Annotated in this window: 16 protein-coding genes; 1 reads left to right on the forward strand and 15 read right to left on the reverse strand. The window is 53.7% G+C overall.

Going from position 1 to position 17,298, the window contains the following annotated elements; all coding sequences use genetic code 11:
* Positions 1-146: 146 nt before the first annotated feature.
* The 14 genes from rlmB to nnr all read right to left on the reverse strand — a co-directional run bounded on the left by rlmB (position 147) and on the right by nnr (position 16,087).
* On the reverse strand, positions 147-878 hold the full coding sequence (gene rlmB, locus E0D98_RS13625; RefSeq protein WP_001293282.1) for a 23S rRNA (guanosine(2251)-2'-O)-methyltransferase RlmB: 732 nt from the start codon (positions 876-878) through the stop codon (positions 147-149).
* A gap of 179 nt (positions 879-1,057) precedes the next feature.
* The gene (rnr, locus tag E0D98_RS13630; RefSeq protein WP_000076316.1) at positions 1,058-3,499 is read right to left on the reverse strand and encodes a ribonuclease R; all 2,442 of its coding nucleotides are present in this window, start codon (positions 3,497-3,499) and stop codon (positions 1,058-1,060) included.
* 38 nt (positions 3,500-3,537) lie between these two features.
* Positions 3,538-3,963, reverse strand: coding sequence for a nitric oxide-sensing transcriptional repressor NsrR (nsrR, locus tag E0D98_RS13635; RefSeq protein ID WP_001177639.1), 426 nt, complete (start codon positions 3,961-3,963; stop codon positions 3,538-3,540).
* Between the two features lie 204 nt (positions 3,964-4,167).
* On the reverse strand, positions 4,168-5,466 hold the full coding sequence (purA, locus tag E0D98_RS13640; protein WP_000527955.1) for an adenylosuccinate synthase: 1,299 nt from the start codon (positions 5,464-5,466) through the stop codon (positions 4,168-4,170).
* A 103-nt stretch (positions 5,467-5,569) separates the two neighbouring features.
* Positions 5,570-5,767 (reverse strand): DUF2065 domain-containing protein, encoded by a 198-nt coding sequence (locus tag E0D98_RS13645; protein WP_001089295.1) that lies wholly within the window; start codon positions 5,765-5,767, stop codon positions 5,570-5,572.
* Positions 5,768-5,848: 81 nt separating this feature from the next.
* The gene (gene hflC, locus E0D98_RS13650; RefSeq protein WP_001232412.1) at positions 5,849-6,853 is read right to left on the reverse strand and encodes a protease modulator HflC; all 1,005 of its coding nucleotides are present in this window, start codon (positions 6,851-6,853) and stop codon (positions 5,849-5,851) included.
* A gap of 2 nt (positions 6,854-6,855) precedes the next feature.
* Positions 6,856-8,115, reverse strand: a complete 1,260-nt coding sequence (hflK, locus tag E0D98_RS13655; RefSeq protein ID WP_000312488.1) for an FtsH protease activity modulator HflK — start codon at positions 8,113-8,115, stop codon at positions 6,856-6,858.
* 85 nt (positions 8,116-8,200) lie between these two features.
* Positions 8,201-9,481, reverse strand: a complete 1,281-nt coding sequence (gene hflX, locus E0D98_RS13660) for a ribosome rescue GTPase HflX (protein ID WP_000460360.1) — start codon at positions 9,479-9,481, stop codon at positions 8,201-8,203.
* Positions 9,482-9,556: 75 nt separating this feature from the next.
* Entirely contained in the window at positions 9,557-9,865 is a 309-nt protein-coding gene (gene hfq, locus E0D98_RS13665; protein WP_001051883.1) for an RNA chaperone Hfq, read from the reverse strand.
* An 85-nt stretch (positions 9,866-9,950) separates the two neighbouring features.
* On the reverse strand, positions 9,951-10,901 hold the full coding sequence (gene miaA / locus E0D98_RS13670; RefSeq protein ID WP_001280345.1) for a tRNA (adenosine(37)-N6)-dimethylallyltransferase MiaA: 951 nt from the start codon (positions 10,899-10,901) through the stop codon (positions 9,951-9,953).
* Entirely contained in the window at positions 10,894-12,741 is a 1,848-nt protein-coding gene (gene mutL, locus E0D98_RS13675; protein ID WP_001122507.1) for a DNA mismatch repair endonuclease MutL, read from the reverse strand. The genes miaA and mutL overlap by 8 nt, the downstream gene beginning before the upstream one ends.
* Positions 12,742-12,750: 9 nt before the next feature.
* Positions 12,751-14,088: an N-acetylmuramoyl-L-alanine amidase AmiB gene (gene amiB, locus E0D98_RS13680; protein WP_000990321.1), complete on the reverse strand. Its 1,338-nt coding sequence runs from the start codon at positions 14,086-14,088 to the stop codon at positions 12,751-12,753.
* Between the two features lie 18 nt (positions 14,089-14,106).
* Positions 14,107-14,568 (reverse strand): tRNA (adenosine(37)-N6)-threonylcarbamoyltransferase complex ATPase subunit type 1 TsaE, encoded by a 462-nt coding sequence (tsaE, locus tag E0D98_RS13685; RefSeq protein ID WP_000981977.1) that lies wholly within the window; start codon positions 14,566-14,568, stop codon positions 14,107-14,109.
* A complete protein-coding gene (gene nnr / locus E0D98_RS13690; protein ID WP_001307537.1) occupies positions 14,540-16,087 on the reverse strand; it encodes a bifunctional ADP-dependent NAD(P)H-hydrate dehydratase/NAD(P)H-hydrate epimerase in 1,548 nt (515 codons plus the stop codon). The genes tsaE and nnr overlap by 29 nt, the downstream gene beginning before the upstream one ends.
* On the opposite strand from nnr, the gene queG reads away from it, so the two are divergent.
* On the forward strand, positions 16,086-17,225 hold the full coding sequence (gene queG, locus E0D98_RS13695) for a tRNA epoxyqueuosine(34) reductase QueG (protein ID WP_001294219.1): 1,140 nt from the start codon (positions 16,086-16,088) through the stop codon (positions 17,223-17,225). The genes nnr and queG overlap by 2 nt on opposite strands.
* Here the strand turns inward: queG and E0D98_RS13700 are convergent.
* Positions 17,208-17,261: a hypothetical protein gene (locus tag E0D98_RS13700; RefSeq protein WP_010723271.1), complete on the reverse strand. Its 54-nt coding sequence runs from the start codon at positions 17,259-17,261 to the stop codon at positions 17,208-17,210. The two genes, queG and E0D98_RS13700, sit on opposite strands and share 18 nt — an antisense overlap.
* Positions 17,262-17,298: the final 37 nt, after the last annotated feature.

Genomic DNA, 17,298 nt, shown 5'->3' on the forward strand with positions numbered 1-17,298 from the left:
GCCAACGGATTCCATGTCATATATTATTCCATATAGATTTAGTTTAAATATTAATAAAATGAATATTTGCAGTACGTAATTATCTTACCAGCTATAGACAAAAAAAAACCATCCAAATCTGGATGGCTTTTCATAATTCAGACGAACTAGCTGCGCTGACGAACCGCTTCAAATAAGCAAATTCCGGTTGCAACCGAAACGTTCAGGGAAGAAACACTTCCTGCCATTGGGATGCTGATCAACTCATCGCAATGTTCACGGGTCAGGCGACGCATACCTTCACCTTCCGCGCCCATCACCAGCGCCAGGCGTCCGGTCATTTTGCTCTGATAGAGTGTATGATCCGCCTCGCCTGCCGTACCGACGATCCAGATATTCTCTTCCTGCAACATACGCATGGTGCGCGCAAGGTTAGTCACCCGAATCAGTGGAACGCTTTCTGCCGCGCCGCAGGCTACTTTTTTCGCCGTAGCGTTGAGCTGTGCGGAGCGATCTTTCGGCACAATCACCGCGTGAACGCCAGCAGCGTCCGCGCTACGCAGGCACGCGCCGAGGTTGTGCGGATCGGTTACACCGTCGAGGATCAGCAGGAACGGTTGATCGAGCGAAGCGATCAGATCCGGCAGATCGTTTTCCTGATACTGACGTCCTGGCTTCACGCGGGCGATAATGCCCTGATGCACGGCACCGTCGCTTTTCTCGTCGAGATATTGGCGGTTTGCCAACTGGATAACCACGCCCTGAGACTCAAGGGCGTGAATCAGCGGTAACAGACGTTTATCTTCACGGCCTTTTAAAATAAAGACTTCCTGAAAACGTTCAGGGGCGCGCTCCAGCAGGGCCTGCACTGCGTGGATGCCGTAAATCATTTCGCTCATTAATGTACTCGTTGTTTACGTTTTGCCTGATGCACTACGTTTATCCGGCCTACATGATCTCTGCAATATATTGAATTTGCGTGATTATGTAGGCCGGATAAGGCGTTCACGCCGCATCCGGCATGAACAAAGCGCATTTTGTCAGCAATCTAACCCTCTTCTTTTAAAGAGGGTATTGATCACTCTGCCACTTTTTTCTTCGCCGCACGCTTCGCTTTGGTCGCTGCGGCTATTTTCTGCGTTTTCGCCGATGGCTTTTTCGCTTTTCTCGCGTCTTTCTTCGCCGCTTTCGGCTTCGTTTTTTTCTCACCGCGGAAGGCGCTGTCTGGCTCAAAGTTTACCTTTTTACCGACCTGACGACGCTTGCCGCCTTTTTTGCCTGCATCGCCTTTTTTCGCTTTCTCGCGCGCCGTTTTACCGACGTTGCGCGGTGCGCGTTCACTGGAGATCAGACTAAAGTCGATTTTGCGCTCGTCCATATTAACCGCTTCAACGCGAACTTCCACGCGATCGCCCAGGCGATAAGTCTGGCCGCTGGATTCCCCCATCAGGCGTTGCCCTACCTGGTCAAAGCGATAGTAGTCATTGTCCAGCGAAGAGACATGGACCAGACCATCAATGAACAAGTCGTCCAGACGGACGAAGAAGCCAAAGCCAGTGACGCTGGAAATTACGCCTTTAAAGACGTTACCTACCTGGTCGAGCATGAAGTCACACTTCAGCCAGTCAGCGACATCGCGCGTTGCTTCGTCGGCACGACGTTCCGCCATCGAACAGTGCTGACCCAGTTGCAACATCTCTTCCATCGAATAATGGTAGCCGCCGGTTTCAGTGGTGTTGCCCTGATGCCCCTGCTCTTTCGCCAGCAGATATTTAATGGCGCGGTGCAGCGTCAGGTCAGGATAACGACGAATCGGCGAAGTAAAGTGCGCATAGGACTGCAATGCCAGACCGAAGTGACCACGGTTTTCTGGATCGTAAATCGCCTGTTTCATCGAGCGTAGCAGCATGGTTTGCAGCATTTCTGCATCAGGACGGTCGGCAACCGACTCCAGCAGTTCCGCGTAGTCACGCGGTTCCGGCTTGTTACCACCCGGCAGCTCCAGCCCCAGCTCCGCCAGCACTGAACGGAAAGAGGTAATCGCTTCGGTGCTCGGCTTGTCGTGAATACGGAACAGTGCCGGTTCTTTCGCTTTCTCAACGAAACGCGCCGCCGAGATATTCGCCAGAATCATGCACTCTTCAATTAATTTGTGCGCGTCGTTACGCTGGGTCTGTTCGATACGTTCAATACGGCGTTCAGCGTTGAAAATGAACTTCGCTTCTTCGCTCTCAAATGAGATCCCACCGCGTTCTTCACGGGCTTTATCCAGCACTTTATAGAGGTTATGCAACTCTTCGAGATGCTTAACCAGCGGGGCGTACTGCTCGCGCAGATCCTGATCGCCCTGCAGAATATGCCAGACTTTGGTGTAGGTCAGACGCGCGTGAGAGCTCATCACCGCTTCGTAGAATTTGTAGCCCGTCAGGCGGCCTTTCGACGAAACCGTCATCTCGCACACCATACACAGGCGGTCTACCTGCGGGTTGAGCGAACACAGGCCGTTAGAGAGCACTTCCGGCAGCATCGGGATAACCTGCGAAGGGAAGTACACCGACGTGCCACGGTTACGCGCTTCTCTGTCCAGCGGCGTTGGCGGACGCACATAGTAGCTGACGTCGGCAATCGCGACCCATAAACGCCAGCCGCCGCCGCGTTTTTTCTCGCAGTAAACTGCATCGTCAAAGTCACGGGCGTCTTCGCCATCAATGGTGACCAGCGGTAAATCGCGCAGATCAACACGGCCCGCTTTTGCTTCTTCCGGCACTTCTTCTTTCAGCCCGGCAACCTGTTGCTCAACAGCCTGCGGCCAGATGTACGGAATTTCATGGGTACGCAGAGCGATATCAACCGCCATGCCGGTGCCCATATTGTCGCCCAGCACTTCGACGATTTTACCCACCGCTTTGGTGCGGCGAGTCGGACGCTGAGTCAGTTCGACTACGACCACAAAGCCCATCCGCGCGCCCATGATCTGATCGGGCGGGATTAAGATATCGAAGCTCAGACGGCTATCGTCAGGAACCACAAAGCCGACGCCCGCTTCAGTAAAGTAGCGACCAACAATCTGGCTGGTTTTTGGCACCAGTACGCGGACAATACGCGCTTCACGACGACCTTTACGGTCAGCGCCCAGCGGCTGCGCCAGCACCTGATCGCCATGAATGCAGGTTTTCATCTGCTCGCTGGAGAGATACAAATCATCTTTACGCCCTTCAACCCGCAGAAAGCCGTAGCCATCACGGTGGCCAATAACGGTACCTTTCACCAGGTCGAGGCGTTCCGGCAGCGCATAGCACTGACGACGAGTGAAGACCAGTTGACCATCGCGCTCCATCGCGCGCAGGCGGCGACGCAGGCCTTCAAGCTGCTCTTCGCCTTCAATGTGCAGTTCTACCGCCAGCTCATCACGGCTGGCCGGTTTTTCACGTTTGGTTAAATGTTCGAGGATAAATTCCCGACTAGGGATGGGATTCGCGTATTTTTCAGCTTCGCGTTCCTGGAAAGGATCTTGTGACATCTCGGTTCCTCCGTTGTCATCTCTGATGAAGATTTTCGTCACTCCACCAGCAATAATTTATAAAGCGGTTGATTCTCTTCAACCAAATCGGCAAGCGTGTAGTTATCCAGTTCCGTAAGAAAACTTTGCACGGCCTTAGAAAGCGCCTGTTTCAACCGACAGGCAGGTGTAATGTGGCAAAACTCACTGCTGCAATTCACCAGCGATAAGGGCTCCAGCTCGCGCACCACATCACCAATACGTATCGCACTCGCCGGTTTACCCAGGCGAATGCCGCCATTTTTTCCACGAACAGCAGTCACGTAGCCGGCACGACTAAGTTGATTGATTATTTTGACCATATGATTACGGGAGACGCCGTAGACGTCAGTCACTTCAGAAATACTGGTCATCCGCCCTTCTGGCAATGACGCCATGTAGATCAGCGCACGTAATCCGTAATCAGTGAAACTCGTTAACTGCACATCAACCTCAAAAGGGAAATCGGGAAAAAATACATTTATATTGATGATAAACCAGCCACAAGCTGTGTCGCTAATTTATTTCAGTTCGGGGAAGGAAAAAAGCGAGGATTTAACACTGTGTCGGATAGCGTAATGGCTTAACCGACACAGCAATGTATCACACTGTTAGCCCGGCAGGCAAAATATCTGCCAGGCGTACCAGAATTACGCGTCGAACGGATCGCGCAGAATCATGGTTTCAGTACGATCCGGACCGGTAGAGATGATATCGATCGGCACACCAGTCAGCTCTTCAATACGCTTGATGTAGTTCAGCGCCGCCTGCGGCAGACCGCTACGATCTTTCACGCCGAAGGTGGATTCAGACCAGCCCGGCATGGTTTCGTAAATCGGCTCTACACCTTTCCAGTCGTCAGCTGCCAGCGGAGTGGTCGTCACTTCACGACCATCCGGCATACGGTAAGCCACACAGAGTTTCACCTCTTTCAGGCCATCCAGAACGTCCAGTTTAGTCAGGCAGAAGCCAGACAGGGAGTTCAGCTGTACCGCACGACGAACGGCAACGGTGTCCAGCCAGCCGGTACGACGACGACGCCCCGTAGTTGCGCCGAATTCGTTACCCTGCTTGCAGAGGAACTCGCCAGTTTCATCAAACAGTTCGGTCGGGAACGGACCTGCACCTACACGAGTGGAGTAAGCTTTGAGGATACCCAGAACGTAATCAACATAACGCGGGCCCAGGCCGGAACCGGTCGCCACGCCACCAGCAGTGGTGTTGGAAGAAGTTACGTACGGATAAGTACCGTGGTCGATATCCAGCAGCGTACCCTGCGCACCTTCAAACATGACGAAATCGCCACGCTGACGCGCCTGGTCGAGCAGGTCAGAAACGTCAACCACCATAGAAGTCAGGATGTCGGCAACAGCCATCGTATCATCCAGAACTTTCTGGTAATCAACCGCTTCAGCTTTGTAGTAGTTAACCAACTGGAAGTTGTGATATTCCATCACTTCTTTCAGTTTTTCAGCGAAGGTTTCTTTGTCGAAAAGGTCGCCAACACGCAGACCGCGACGTGCTACTTTATCTTCATAAGCAGGCCCGATACCACGACCGGTGGTGCCGATCGCTTTCGCGCCACGCGCTTTCTCACGCGCGTTATCCAGCGCAACGTGATAATCAAGGATCAGCGGACATGCTTCAGACAGCAGCAGACGCTCACGAACGGGGATGCCACGGTCTTCCAGTTCTTTCATCTCTTTCATCAGCGCGGCCGGAGACAGCACAACACCGTTACCGATGATGCTGGTTACATTCTCGCGGAGAATACCTGATGGAATAAGATGGAGAACGGTTTTTTCACCGTTGATTACGAGAGTATGGCCTGCGTTGTGACCGCCCTGGTAGCGTACAACATATTTAGCCCGTTCAGTCAGAAGATCGACGATCTTACCTTTACCTTCGTCACCCCATTGGGTGCCCAGTACGACGACGTTGTTACCCATTTTTCAAAATCACCGTTTGCTTAAAAATGGATTCTACCATCGCTTTTTCAGAGTTACAGCACTTTTTGCACTCAAAAATGACCTCGATCAGTCTGTTTTTTGTTCAGCCAATCGTTTTCCTCAACATGTAGTAGACCACAACGCCCGCAACCACAAGTCCACCGCCAAAACGACGTAAAATATTATCGGGCAAATTGGTCATCGCAGAGATCATCTTCTTCCATGCCTTCGGGTAAAGCATCGGCCCTAAACCTTCCAGTACCAAAACCAGGGCAAGCGCCAGCCAGATTGTCGAATTCATTCATTATCCTTATAGAAAAAGAAAACCACCGACATCCCTGAGGATGCGGTGGCTTTATTGACCTGTACCGCAGTCGTTATATTAACGCGTTGCGGAAGTCGGCGTCTTCATGTAGCGGAAGAAATCGCTATCCGGGCTCATGACCATCACGTCCTGATTGCCAGAGAAGCTGTTCTCATAAGCACGCAGGCTACGGATGAATGCGTAGAAGTCCGGATCTTTACTGAATGCATCAGCAAACAGTTTGGCTGCTTCGGCATCGCCTTCACCACGCATGATGCGGCCCTGACGCTCAGCTTCTGCCAGCGTTCTGGTCACTTCATAGTCGGCAGTCGCGCGCAGTTTTTCCGCTTCTTCCTGACCTTGTGAACGGTGACGACGCGCTACCGCTTCACGCTCGGCGCGCATACGGTTGTAGATCGCTTCAGACACTTCGGTCGGCAGGTTGATCTGCTTGATACGCACATCGACAACTTCAATACCCAGCGCCGCCATACTGTTCGGGTTGATGACCGGAACTTTGCCCTTCGTCTCAGCCGTTACGCGCTCTGCCGCTTCGGCAATGGCGTTATCCGCTGCCGGGGTAGTAACTTCATCTTCTGTACCCGCAGAACCGGAGTTCAGCGCGTCACGTACTTCGAGGGTCAGACGACCACGGGAATCGGTGACGATGTCTTTCACGTCCAGGCGACCAATTTCAGAACGCAGACGGTCAGAGAACTTACGTTTCAACAGCACTTCCGCTTGCGAAATGTCGCCACCACCCGTTGCCAGGTAGTAACGGCTGAAATCGCTGATGCGCCATTTGATGTAAGAATCGACGATCAGGTCTTTCTTCTCTTTGGTCACAAAGCGGTCGGCCTGGTTGTCCATGGTCTGAATACGTGCGTCGAGCATTTTCACCGTTTCAATGAACGGTATCTTGAAATGCAGACCCGGCTCATAAACCAGAGGTTTGTTGTCATCGTCACGCAGTACCTTACCAAAACGCAGCGTAATACCGCGCTCACCTTCTTTGACGACAAAGACAGACATGTAAAGCACTACCAGCACGATGATGATAATCGCGATAACTGACTTACGCATCGTTATTCCCCCTGACGCTGGTAGTCGTTACGCTGCGCGTTGGCGCGGCGTTGGTCCATAATATCGCCCTGACTGGTGGACGACGTGTTGCTTGCTCCACTGGTTGTGGAGGAAGAGGCTGGCGGCAAACGCAGCAGATTGCTGGCACCGTTATCGCTCTTCGCCGCAGGGGCGTTACCACCTTTCAGCATCTGGTCTAACGGCAGAACCATCAGGTTGCCACCTTTATCGTTAACCAGCACTTTGCGGGTGTTACCCAACACTTTTTCCATCGTCTCGATATACAGACGCTCGCGAGTAATTTCCGGCGCGGCTTTATATTCCGGCAGAAGTTTAGCAAAGCGCGCCACTTCACCCTGAGCTTCCAGGATGGTCTGGGCCTTGTACGCACGCGCCTCTTCGAGGATACGTTGCGCCTGACCGTTCGCACGCGGCTGAACTTCGTTGGTATACGCTTCTGCTTCACGAATGTATTGCTGTTCGTTTTCACGCGCGGCAATCGCATCGTCAAACGCCGCTTTTACTTCTTCCGGCGGACGAGCAGCCTGGAAGTTGACGTCCAGCAGCGTGATACCCATGTCATACGGACGGATAGTCTCTTCCAGTTCGCGCTGAGTATCGCTACGAATCACGGTACGACCTTCCGTCAGAATGCGGTCCATGGTGTATTTACCGATAACTCCACGCAGGGCGCTGTCGGTAGCCTGACGCAGGCTGTCATCCGGGCTGGTCACGCTATACAGATATTTTTCCGGATTGGTGACGCGGTACTGCACGTTCATCTCAACGCGCACTACGTTCTCGTCCGACGTCAGCATCACACCAGAAGCGGCCAGTTCACGCACGGCTTCCACGTTCACCGGTTTGACTTCGTCGATAAACGTCGGTTTCCAGTTCAGACCCGGCTCAACCAGATGGCTGAATTTACCAAAGCGTGTTACCACGCCGCGTTCGGCTTCTTTAATGGTATAGAAACCACTGGCCGCCCAGATAATGACAATCGCTGCCGCTGCGATGGTAACGACACGACCGCCAAGCTGCGGGCGCGGGCCTTGCGATGAACTGCCACCGCCAGATCCGGTGCCTTTACCGCCGCCCAGACCACCGAGCTTTTTGCTCAGTTTGCGGAAGATATCATCTAAATCAGGTGGCCCTTGATCGCGACCGCCTTTGTTTCCATTTCCCTCAGAGTTGCCGCCAGGTTTGCTGCTTCCCCACGGGTCGCGGTCTTGTCCGTTATTACCGGGCTGATTCCACGCCATGTTTGTGCTCCATATTTGTTATGCGGTGATCCCTGTTGTCTTTCGACGCCAGAGGATATGACTCCACGCTTCAGACGCTACGCCGTTAGATCAGGTAATCGATCAACGCCGGTTCTTGTTTACAGAGGCGACGCCAGTCAACGATCGGCATACGAACTTGCAGACTTACGCTGCCGTCCTCCTCCATCCACTCTTTTTCTATTGCCTGAAGCTGATAAAAACGACTTCTCAGACGCCCTTCCTGCGGTGGCAGACGCAATGTATGCTGCGCCACCTCGCCGGAAAGCCGCTCCGTCAAAGCCTGAAAAAGCTGTGGTATCCCCGCTCCGGTCTGTGCGGAAAGCCAGACACGGATCGGTTTGTTCTCTTCGTCCCGATCAATACGCGGTTCGAAATCTTCCAGCATATCGATCTTGTTCATCACCAGCAGGGTTGGGATCTCGTGAGCGTCGATCTCTTCAAGAACCGTATTCACCGCTTCGATGTTTTCTTGTACACGCACATCCGCCGCATCAATGACGTGCAGCAGTAATGTGGCTTGCCGCGTCTCTTGTAACGTGGCTTTAAATGCTGCAACCAGATCGTGCGGCAGGTGGCGAATAAACCCTACGGTATCTGCCAACACGGTTTCACCGACATCTGCAACGTCAATACGCCGCAACGTCGGGTCGAGGGTGGCAAACAACTGGTCTGCCGCGTAGACCCGCGCTTCGGTGATGCGATTGAAAAGGGTAGATTTACCGGCGTTGGTATATCCCACCAGCGAAACAGTAGGAACGTCGGCTTTGATACGCGATTGCCGCCCCTGCTCACGCTGCTTTTCAACTCTTTCCAGGCGTGACTGTATCTGCACGATGCGATTACGCAACAAACGACGGTCGGTTTCGAGCTGGGTTTCACCCGGACCACGCAAACCTATCCCGCCTTTCTGTCTTTCAAGGTGGGTCCAGCCACGCACCAGGCGCGTAGCCAGATGGCGCAGCTGCGCCAGCTCAACCTGCAACTTACCCTCATGGGTACGCGCACGTTGGGCGAAAATATCTAAAATAAGGCCGGTGCGGTCGATAACACGACACTCGCACAAACGCTCCAGGTTACGCTCTTGCGCCGGGCTCAGGGCATGGTCAAAAAGAACGACCGAAGCACCCGTCGCTTTGACAGCTTCCGCAATTTCAACTGCTTTACCTTCACCTACAAAATACTTTGGGTGCGGCGCTTTACGGCTACCGGTAATCACCTGCAATGCTTCGACACCGGCGGAAGAGACCAGAGATTCAAACTCCTGGAGGTCTTCCATATCTTTGTCTTGCGTAAAATAGATGTGTACCAGTACCGCCTGCTCACCAGCATCATAACGGTCAAACAAGCGTATAACCCTCTAAATAGATCAGCGGGGAACGCAGGATCGCTGGCTCCCCGTGTAAAAAAACAGCCCGAAACCTTATTCGGTTTCTTCGCTGTCCTGTTGCGCGGAAGTATTCTGCGCGCTGCTACCATGATGGTAGTTACTGCTGGTACCGCCACCGGCGTTGTTACTGTGATGAGAAACCGGGCGAGACGGGACAACAGTAGAAATCGCGTGCTTGTAAACCATCTGGCTGACCGTGTTTTTCAACAGGATCACGAACTGATCAAAAGACTCGATTTGCCCTTGCAGCTTAATACCATTCACCAAATAAATAGAAACTGGAACACGTTCCCGACGCAGTGCGTTCAGGAACGGATCTTGTAAAGATTGCCCCTTAGCCATTCTCTCTTTTCCTTATATGCTTATTTGTACTTTGAACCTTTCGATTCTGAAAAAATTGCGCACGATACGTCTCAATTGTACACATTCAGCCTGCGATAGCACCAACAACCTGTAATACTTCGTCACGCGCCTGTTCTGGTTTTTCACTGTCAAGCCAGTGAACCCCTTCCCAACCACGCAGCCAGGTTATCTGCCGCTTCGCCAACTGTCTCGTGGCGCAAACACCTCGATAAACCATTTCATCGTATGAGATTTCGCCTTCAAGGTAAGACCACATCTGGCGATAACCCACGCAACGAATGGAAGGCAAATCCGTATGCAAATCTCCTCGGGCAAAAAGCGCCCGGACTTCTGCTTCAAAACCTGAAGCCAACATCTGATGAAAACGCTGCTCAATGCGTTGATGGAGCAGTTCACGGCTCGCCGGGGCGATGGCGAACTGATGCACCTGATACGGTAGAGCGTCTCCTGACGTTTGCGTCAGTTCCGTTAAAGTTTTACCCGAAATGAAAAAAACTTCCAGTGCCCGGGAAAGCCTTTGTGGATCATTTGGATGAATCCTTGCTGCCGCAACCGGATCTACCTCCTGAAGTTGACGATGCAATGACTCCCAACCTTGCTCTGCCGCCTGTTGCTCAATTCTGGCCCGCACTTCCGGGTCTGCCGACGGTAGCGGCGACAACCCTTCCAGCAATGCCTTGAAATACAACATCGTACCGCCCACTAACAGTGGGATCCGCCCCGCCGCGGTGATATCGGCCATTTCCGCCAGCGCATCGCGGCGAAAATCAGCAGCCGAGTAAGCCTGCGACGGATCGCGAATATCCAGCAATCGGTGCGGCGCGGCGAGTAACTCTTCAGCGTTCGGCTTCGCCGTCCCGATATCCATCCCTTTGTAAATAAGGGCAGAATCAACGCTTATCAACTCTACTGGTAAAATTTTACGCAGCTCAATGGCTAACGCCGTTTTACCGGAGGCCGTCGGCCCCATCAAAAAAATCGCCTTAGGCAGGCTCGCCTTACTGATATCACTCATCTTTCAGGGCTTTTATCGCCGGATGTAAATCAACAGATTGTAACAGACCACCCGGCGGCGTTTTCACAAGTTGCGGACATAACCGTTCCACGTCCGCCAGCAGGGTTATGGCCTGTGCCATTGACCACTGCGCATGTTCGCTCATCAGATTTCGTGCAATCCACTGCGCAATATTGCCAGGTTCGAATACGGACTGCTTCGCCAGGTAGCCTATCAGTTCAGGAATCAAGATTTGTAAATTTTGTTGGCGTAAGGGTAAAGGCACGGCCCTGATGGTCACATGCTGTGCATCTGACTGGAAATCAATACCCAATTCCGCCAGGGCAGACTGCGCTTTTTCTAATGCCGATTTTTCTTCGGCAGAAACTTTTAGCCGCAACGGAATCAGCAGCGGCTGGGCGCAAACGGGCGCTTCACCCGGCGTCAATTGTGCCTGACGTAGCCAACGTTCTGCCACTGGCAAGGATAAAAGTGAAATGTTGCCATCGCGCTCCAGCAACGCACAGTCGGAATGGACGATAGTCAGTACCCGACCAAAACTCTGACTGTTCGCCGCAAGTGCAGGTTCCTGCGGTTCCGGCGCTTTTGGTTTTTGCATCGGCGCGGGCGTTTGCAAAAGCTGGCGATACACTTCACCTTGCTGTTTCTGGTAGCCTGGCTGCGCATTCGGCCAGGGGGCAGCCGGACGACTGCCTGATGCTGGCGCAGGAGTGTAGCGCGGAGCTACCGGCTCACGAGCTGCCGGTTCTGCAAAGTGATTGCGCCCCGCCGCCACGCGGTTTTCCGGAATGGAACGCGGTGCAGGTTGGGGTTCATCGTCCAGCGGTAGCGGCGTTTCCAGTTGCTGTTGTAGCACGCTCAGCACGCCCTGATAGATAAAATCATGCACCAGACGCGACTGATGGAAACGCACTTCGTGTTTGGCGGGGTGCACGTTGACGTCCACCTGATGCGGATCGATCTCCAGATACAGCACAAATGCCGGTTGCTGATCGGCCCCCAGTTTGTCTTCGCAGGCCTGGCGGATCGCGTGATTGATCAGGCGATCGCGCATCATGCGACCGTTCACGTAGCAATACTGAATTTCTGCCAGTGCGGGCGTGGTGTGATTTGGATCGGCCACCCAGCCGCGTAGCGTGAGATCGCCGTGTTGCCATTCAATCGCCAGCGCTTGTTCAAGAAAAGCGGTGCCGCAAATCGCGCCTAAGCGCCGTTCTTTTTGCCCGCCTTCCGGCACTGCGCGGTACTGACGCACAATTTTACCGTTATGCGACAGGTTGATCGTGACGTCGAAACGCGCCAGCGCAATGCGGCGGATGATCTCATCAATGTGGTTAAATTCGGTTTTCTCGGTGCGCAGGAATTTGCGCCGCGCCGGGGTGTTGTAGAACAGATCCAGCACCTCCAGCGTCGTCCCCACAGGATGCGCCGCCGGTTTTACCGTCACGTTCATATCGCGCCCTTCGGCATAGGCCTGCCAGGCTTCCTGCTGTTCTGCGGTGCGTGAAGTGAGCGTCAGGCGGGAAACCGAACTGATACTCGCCAGCGCCTCACCGCGAAAGCCCAGGCTGATAATGGCTTCGAGATCGTCCAGAGAGGCGATTTTACTGGTGGCATGACGCGCCAGCGCCAGCGCCAGCTCGTCTTTTTTGATACCGCAGCCGTTATCACGAATGCGGATAAGTTTCGCCCCACCGCGTTCGATATCAATATCGATACGTGTCGCACCTGCATCGAGGCTGTTTTCCACCAGTTCTTTGACTACCGACGCAGGTCGCTCGACCACCTCACCTGCGGCAATCTGGTTCGCCAGTTGTGGCGGTAAGACCTGAATTGGCATCAATCGTCCTTAGTTTGGCAGCGTGCGATCTGGCGTCGTCACCGTACTGGCCGTTTGTGCCGTTGCCCCCTGCGGCGCAGATTGCATCGGATGCGCAAGGAAATAATTGCGCAGGCCTTTGTAAATGGCTTCTGCCAGCTGTTGTTGGTAATCGTCGCTCGCCAGCAAACGTTCTTCGCTGTTGTTGCTGATAAAACCGGTTTCGACCAGTACTGATGGGATATCCGGCGAACGCAGAACGCCGAGACTCGCGTGTTCTGGTCGGCGTTTATGTATTTCGCCAATGCGTTGCAACTGACTGATCATACTGGTCGCTACATCATACCCTACCCGTTGGGAATGACCGAACTGTAAATCCAGCACCGCCTGGCTTAAATAGGGGTCAGACTGACTGTTCGCCAGCACATCACCCGCCCCACCCAGCAGCTCCGACTGTTTCTCGTGCTGCTCCAGCCAGCTGGCCATTTCGCTGTTGGCGCGACGGTTAGAGAGCACCCATACGGAAGCGCCAGTCGCACTGCGGTTCGGTGCGGCATCAGCGTGAATCGACACGAGGAAATTGGCGTTTTGCTTACGTGCCACATCACTGCGCCCCATCACCGAGATAAAGTAATCCCCGTCACGGGTTAAAACGCCCTTAAACATCGGATCGTCATTGAGCAAAGTACGCAATTTACGCGCGATGGCGATGGTGACATTTTTCTCCCGCGTACCACCGGGGCCGATAGCGCCAGGGTCCTGACCGCCGTGTCCGGCATCAATAGCGATGATAATTTTATCGCCAGTGTTAGCCGTCGCGCGCGCTGCCGGACGCGTTACCGTATTACTGCTGATAACACCCGTAGTGCGGTTACTTTCCGTTTTAAACGGATTGCGCGCCGGTTCGCTGACGCGCGGTGCGACAACCGCAGGCGTTTCAACGCGTTTCGCAACCACGGGCGGCGGAGGAGGAGGTGGCGGCGCATCGGCGTTAATCGTAAAGACGACAGTGTAATTGCTGCCATTCTGCCGCTTCACCGCTTCGGTTTTACCGTTTTCGGTAAGATCGACCACCAGCCGTAGCGTTTGTGCATCTTTAGGCGTTCCAGAGCGAATCGCCTTCACCAGATTATTGCCGCTGAACAACAACGGCAGTCCCTGAATCACGCCCGTTTGTTTGATATCGAGCGCCACGGTGCGTTTGCTTTGATGGCTAAACGCATAATCAGGATCGCCAATAAAACTCAACGTTATCCGCGCCTGTTGATTACCGTTAGAAACCTGAATATCAGAGAGCGTCGCGGCACCCACCGGCGTGCACAGCAGCAGCAGCGTCGCTACCAACCAATTTCTGATGCGATACATCATCCCGCCACCTTTCAAAGGTTAACCGGCTAAACGCGCCAGCAACAATTCACCCGCAGAGGAAACCGCACTCACGCGCGCCTCACGGCCTTGTGCCTGATAATCAATGTGTATTTCGACATCCGGGTCAGGAAGAACACCTGTACCTTGTTGTGGCCACTCCACCAGGCAGATGGCATCGTTGGCAAAATAATCGCGGATCCCCATAAACTCCAGCTCCTCGGGATCGGCAAGGCGGTACAAATCAAAGTGATAAACCATTAAATTGTCGAGCGTATAGGGTTCGACCAGCGTATAAGTGGGGCTTTTGACATTACCCTGATGACCCAGAGCTTGTAAAAAGCCCCGGCTAAAGGTGGTTTTACCTGCGCCTAAATCGCCATACAGATAGATTACGGTTGCGCCATCGCAGGCTTTCGCTACCCGCTCGCCCAGGTCTAATGTTGCCTGCTCATCAGGGAGCGGAATTACTCGATTCATCATGGTTTTTATCAGTCACTTCCGGGTTAACAATACGCTGTAGCGTGGAAAAGAGATCGGTTGCCAGCATCCCGCGCGTTCCAAAACGCGCCGCCAGTACGTCAGCTGCAGCACCGTGCGCGACACAGCCCGCACAGGCGGCATCATACGGCGACAGTTTTTGCCCAAGCAATGCGCCAATAATACCAGAGAGCACATCGCCCATGCCGCCGCTCGCCATGCCTGCATTTCCGGCATCAATAATGCCTAAAGCGTCAGGATGGGCGGCGACCACGGTTCCGGCACCTTTCAGCACCGCTACGCCGCCATAACGTTGTACCAGACGTTTGGCGCAATGTAAGCGGTCACTTTCAATTTCAGCGACGGAACAGCCTAACAACCGTGCGGCCTCGCCAGGATGCGGCGTGATCACGCGATTGTGACGCTTATCGGGATTGATTGCCAGCAGGTTCAATGCATCGGCATCCCACAACATCGGTTTGCGAAAATTCTCAACTTTTTGCAGTGCTTTTTTCCCCCACTCTTGCTGGCCCAGACCGGGACCAATCACCACCACATCGGCCCATTCCAGGCTTTCGGTAAGAGAGTCCATCGTCAGTTCATGCACCATCAATTCCGGTCGTGCAGTCAGCAGCGGCGCAATGTTTTCACTGCGGGTCAGTACTCGGACTAAACCAGCACCAGCACGTAGCGCCGCTTCCCCCGTCATACGAATAGCCCCCGCCGTGCCGTGATCGCCACCGATAATTACCAGCCGCCCGTGATCGCCTTTATGCGAAGTCGGGCGACGCGGTTTTAGCCAGTGAGAAAGTTGTTCTGCCGAAAACCGCTGAATTTTCGTCTCCTGACCTGCCAGCCAACTATCCAGCCCCAGTGAGTCAAAATGCAGTTGTCCGGTAACATCCCGCGCTTTTCCAGTGAGCAAGCCTGGTTTCAGCGCAATAAAAGTGATGGTGTGATCGGCGTTGATCACTGCGCCTGGCGTAGCGCCGGTTTCAGCCAGCAGGCCGGAAGGGATATCAACCGCCGCAATCGGCGCAGGATGGGAATTAGCGTGGTCGATTAACTGGCTAATGGATTCGCGGGGCGCTTGCTGCAAGCCTGTACCGAGCAGCGCATCAACAATCAGATCTACCGATTCGGGCCAGACAATATTCGAAGCATGGATCTCGCCTCCCGCGTTTAACCATGCTTCGCGTGCCAGCGCGGCCTCTTCCGGCAACGGTTTGTCGCTCTCCTGGGCCAGCAGCGTGACCTCAATGCCGACCGCTGTGGCCAGCCGCGCGACCACGTAGCCATCGCCGCCGTTATTACCATGACCGCACAGCACCAGCCAATGGCGGGCGTCAGGATACGCCGAACGACACACCTGGAATGCGGCTTCGCCAGCGCGAAGCATCAGCTCATAGAGCGTAAGCCCCAGCGCATCTGCCGCCTCACGTTCTCCGCGGCGGATATCGTCGGCGTGCCAGACGGTGTGTGGTATACTTACGGGGTTTTTCTTCATTGTATGGTCCGTCATGTCAGAGCCCCTCGATCTCAATCAGTTAGCGCAAAAAATTAAACAGTGGGGGCTGGAACTGGGCTTTCAGCAGGTAGGTATTACCGATACCGATCTCAGCGAGTCCGAGCCCAAACTGCAAGCATGGCTGGACAAACAATACCACGGCGAAATGGACTGGATGGCACGTCACGGTATGCTGCGCGCTCGCCCCCATGAGTTATTGCCCGGTACGCTGCGCGTGATCAGCGTGCGGATGAATTACCTTCCTGCTAACGCCGCATTTGCCAGCACGCTGAAAAACCCCAAACTCGGCTATGTTAGCCGTTATGCGCTGGGCCGTGACTATCACAAACTTCTGCGCAACCGACTCAAAAAGCTGGGCGAGATGATTCAGCAACATTGTGTTTCGCTGAATTTTAGACCGTTTGTCGATTCTGCGCCTATTCTCGAGCGCCCGTTAGCTGAAAAAGCTGGGCTCGGCTGGACAGGTAAGCACTCACTTATCCTCAATCGCGAGGCCGGTTCTTTCTTCTTTTTAGGCGAATTGCTGGTCGATATTCCGCTGCCCGTGGATCAACCAGTCGAGGAAGGATGCGGTAAATGCGTGGCCTGTATGACGATTTGCCCGACCGGTGCCATCGTCGAGCCATATACCGTCGATGCTCGCCGCTGTATCTCTTATCTCACCATCGAACTTGAAGGGGCGATCCCGGAAGAGTTGCGACCGTTAATGGGAAACCGTATTTACGGTTGCGATGACTGCCAGCTTATCTGCCCGTGGAATCGCTATTCACAACTCACCACAGAAGAGGATTTCAGCCCGCGTAAGCCGCTACACGCACCGGAACTCATTGAGTTATTCGCCTGGAGCGAAGAGAAGTTTTTAAAAGTCACGGAAGGATCGGCGATTCGTCGTATTGGTCACCTGCGTTGGCTGCGTAATATCGCCGTAGCATTAGGCAATGCCCCTTGGGATGAAACGATTTTGACAGCGCTGGAAAGTCGTAAAGGTGAGCACCCACTTCTCGATGAGCACATAGCGTGGGCGATTGCGCAGCAAATAGAGAGACGAAATGCGTGCATAGTCGAAGTGCAATTGCCGAAAAAACAGCGTCTGGTTCGGGTGATTGAAAAAGGGTTACCGCGTGACGCCTGATTCATCCACAGCTTGTGAATAAAAATAAAAACGCATTGCAATTCAAGACGAATAAAATCGTCAAGTGATCGAC

It is taken from the genome of Escherichia sp. KCJ4928 (assembly GCF_004352695.1).
Lineage (GTDB): Bacteria > Pseudomonadota > Gammaproteobacteria > Enterobacterales > Enterobacteriaceae > ECMA0423.

Coding starts and splice junctions, on each gene's coding strand:
- miaA (WP_001280345.1), bottom strand. CDS start 10,901: ATGAGTGATATCAGTAAGGCGAGCCTGCCTAAGGCGATTTTTTTGATG.
- rnr (WP_000076316.1), bottom strand. CDS start 3,499: ATGTCACAAGATCCTTTCCAGGAACGCGAAGCTGAAAAATACGCGAAT.
- hflK (WP_000312488.1), bottom strand. CDS start 8,115: ATGGCGTGGAATCAGCCCGGTAATAACGGACAAGACCGCGACCCGTGG.
- nnr (WP_001307537.1), bottom strand. CDS start 16,087: ATGACGGACCATACAATGAAGAAAAACCCCGTAAGTATACCACACACC.
- E0D98_RS13645 (WP_001089295.1), bottom strand. CDS start 5,767: ATGAATTCGACAATCTGGCTGGCGCTTGCCCTGGTTTTGGTACTGGAA.
- rlmB (WP_001293282.1), bottom strand. CDS start 878: ATGAGCGAAATGATTTACGGCATCCACGCAGTGCAGGCCCTGCTGGAG.
- tsaE (WP_000981977.1), bottom strand. CDS start 14,568: ATGATGAATCGAGTAATTCCGCTCCCTGATGAGCAGGCAACATTAGAC.
- mutL (WP_001122507.1), bottom strand. CDS start 12,741: ATGCCAATTCAGGTCTTACCGCCACAACTGGCGAACCAGATTGCCGCA.
- amiB (WP_000990321.1), bottom strand. CDS start 14,088: ATGATGTATCGCATCAGAAATTGGTTGGTAGCGACGCTGCTGCTGCTG.
- purA (WP_000527955.1), bottom strand. CDS start 5,466: ATGGGTAACAACGTCGTCGTACTGGGCACCCAATGGGGTGACGAAGGT.
- queG (WP_001294219.1), top strand. CDS start 16,086: ATGTCAGAGCCCCTCGATCTCAATCAGTTAGCGCAAAAAATTAAACAG.
- hfq (WP_001051883.1), bottom strand. CDS start 9,865: ATGGCTAAGGGGCAATCTTTACAAGATCCGTTCCTGAACGCACTGCGT.
- hflC (WP_001232412.1), bottom strand. CDS start 6,853: ATGCGTAAGTCAGTTATCGCGATTATCATCATCGTGCTGGTAGTGCTT.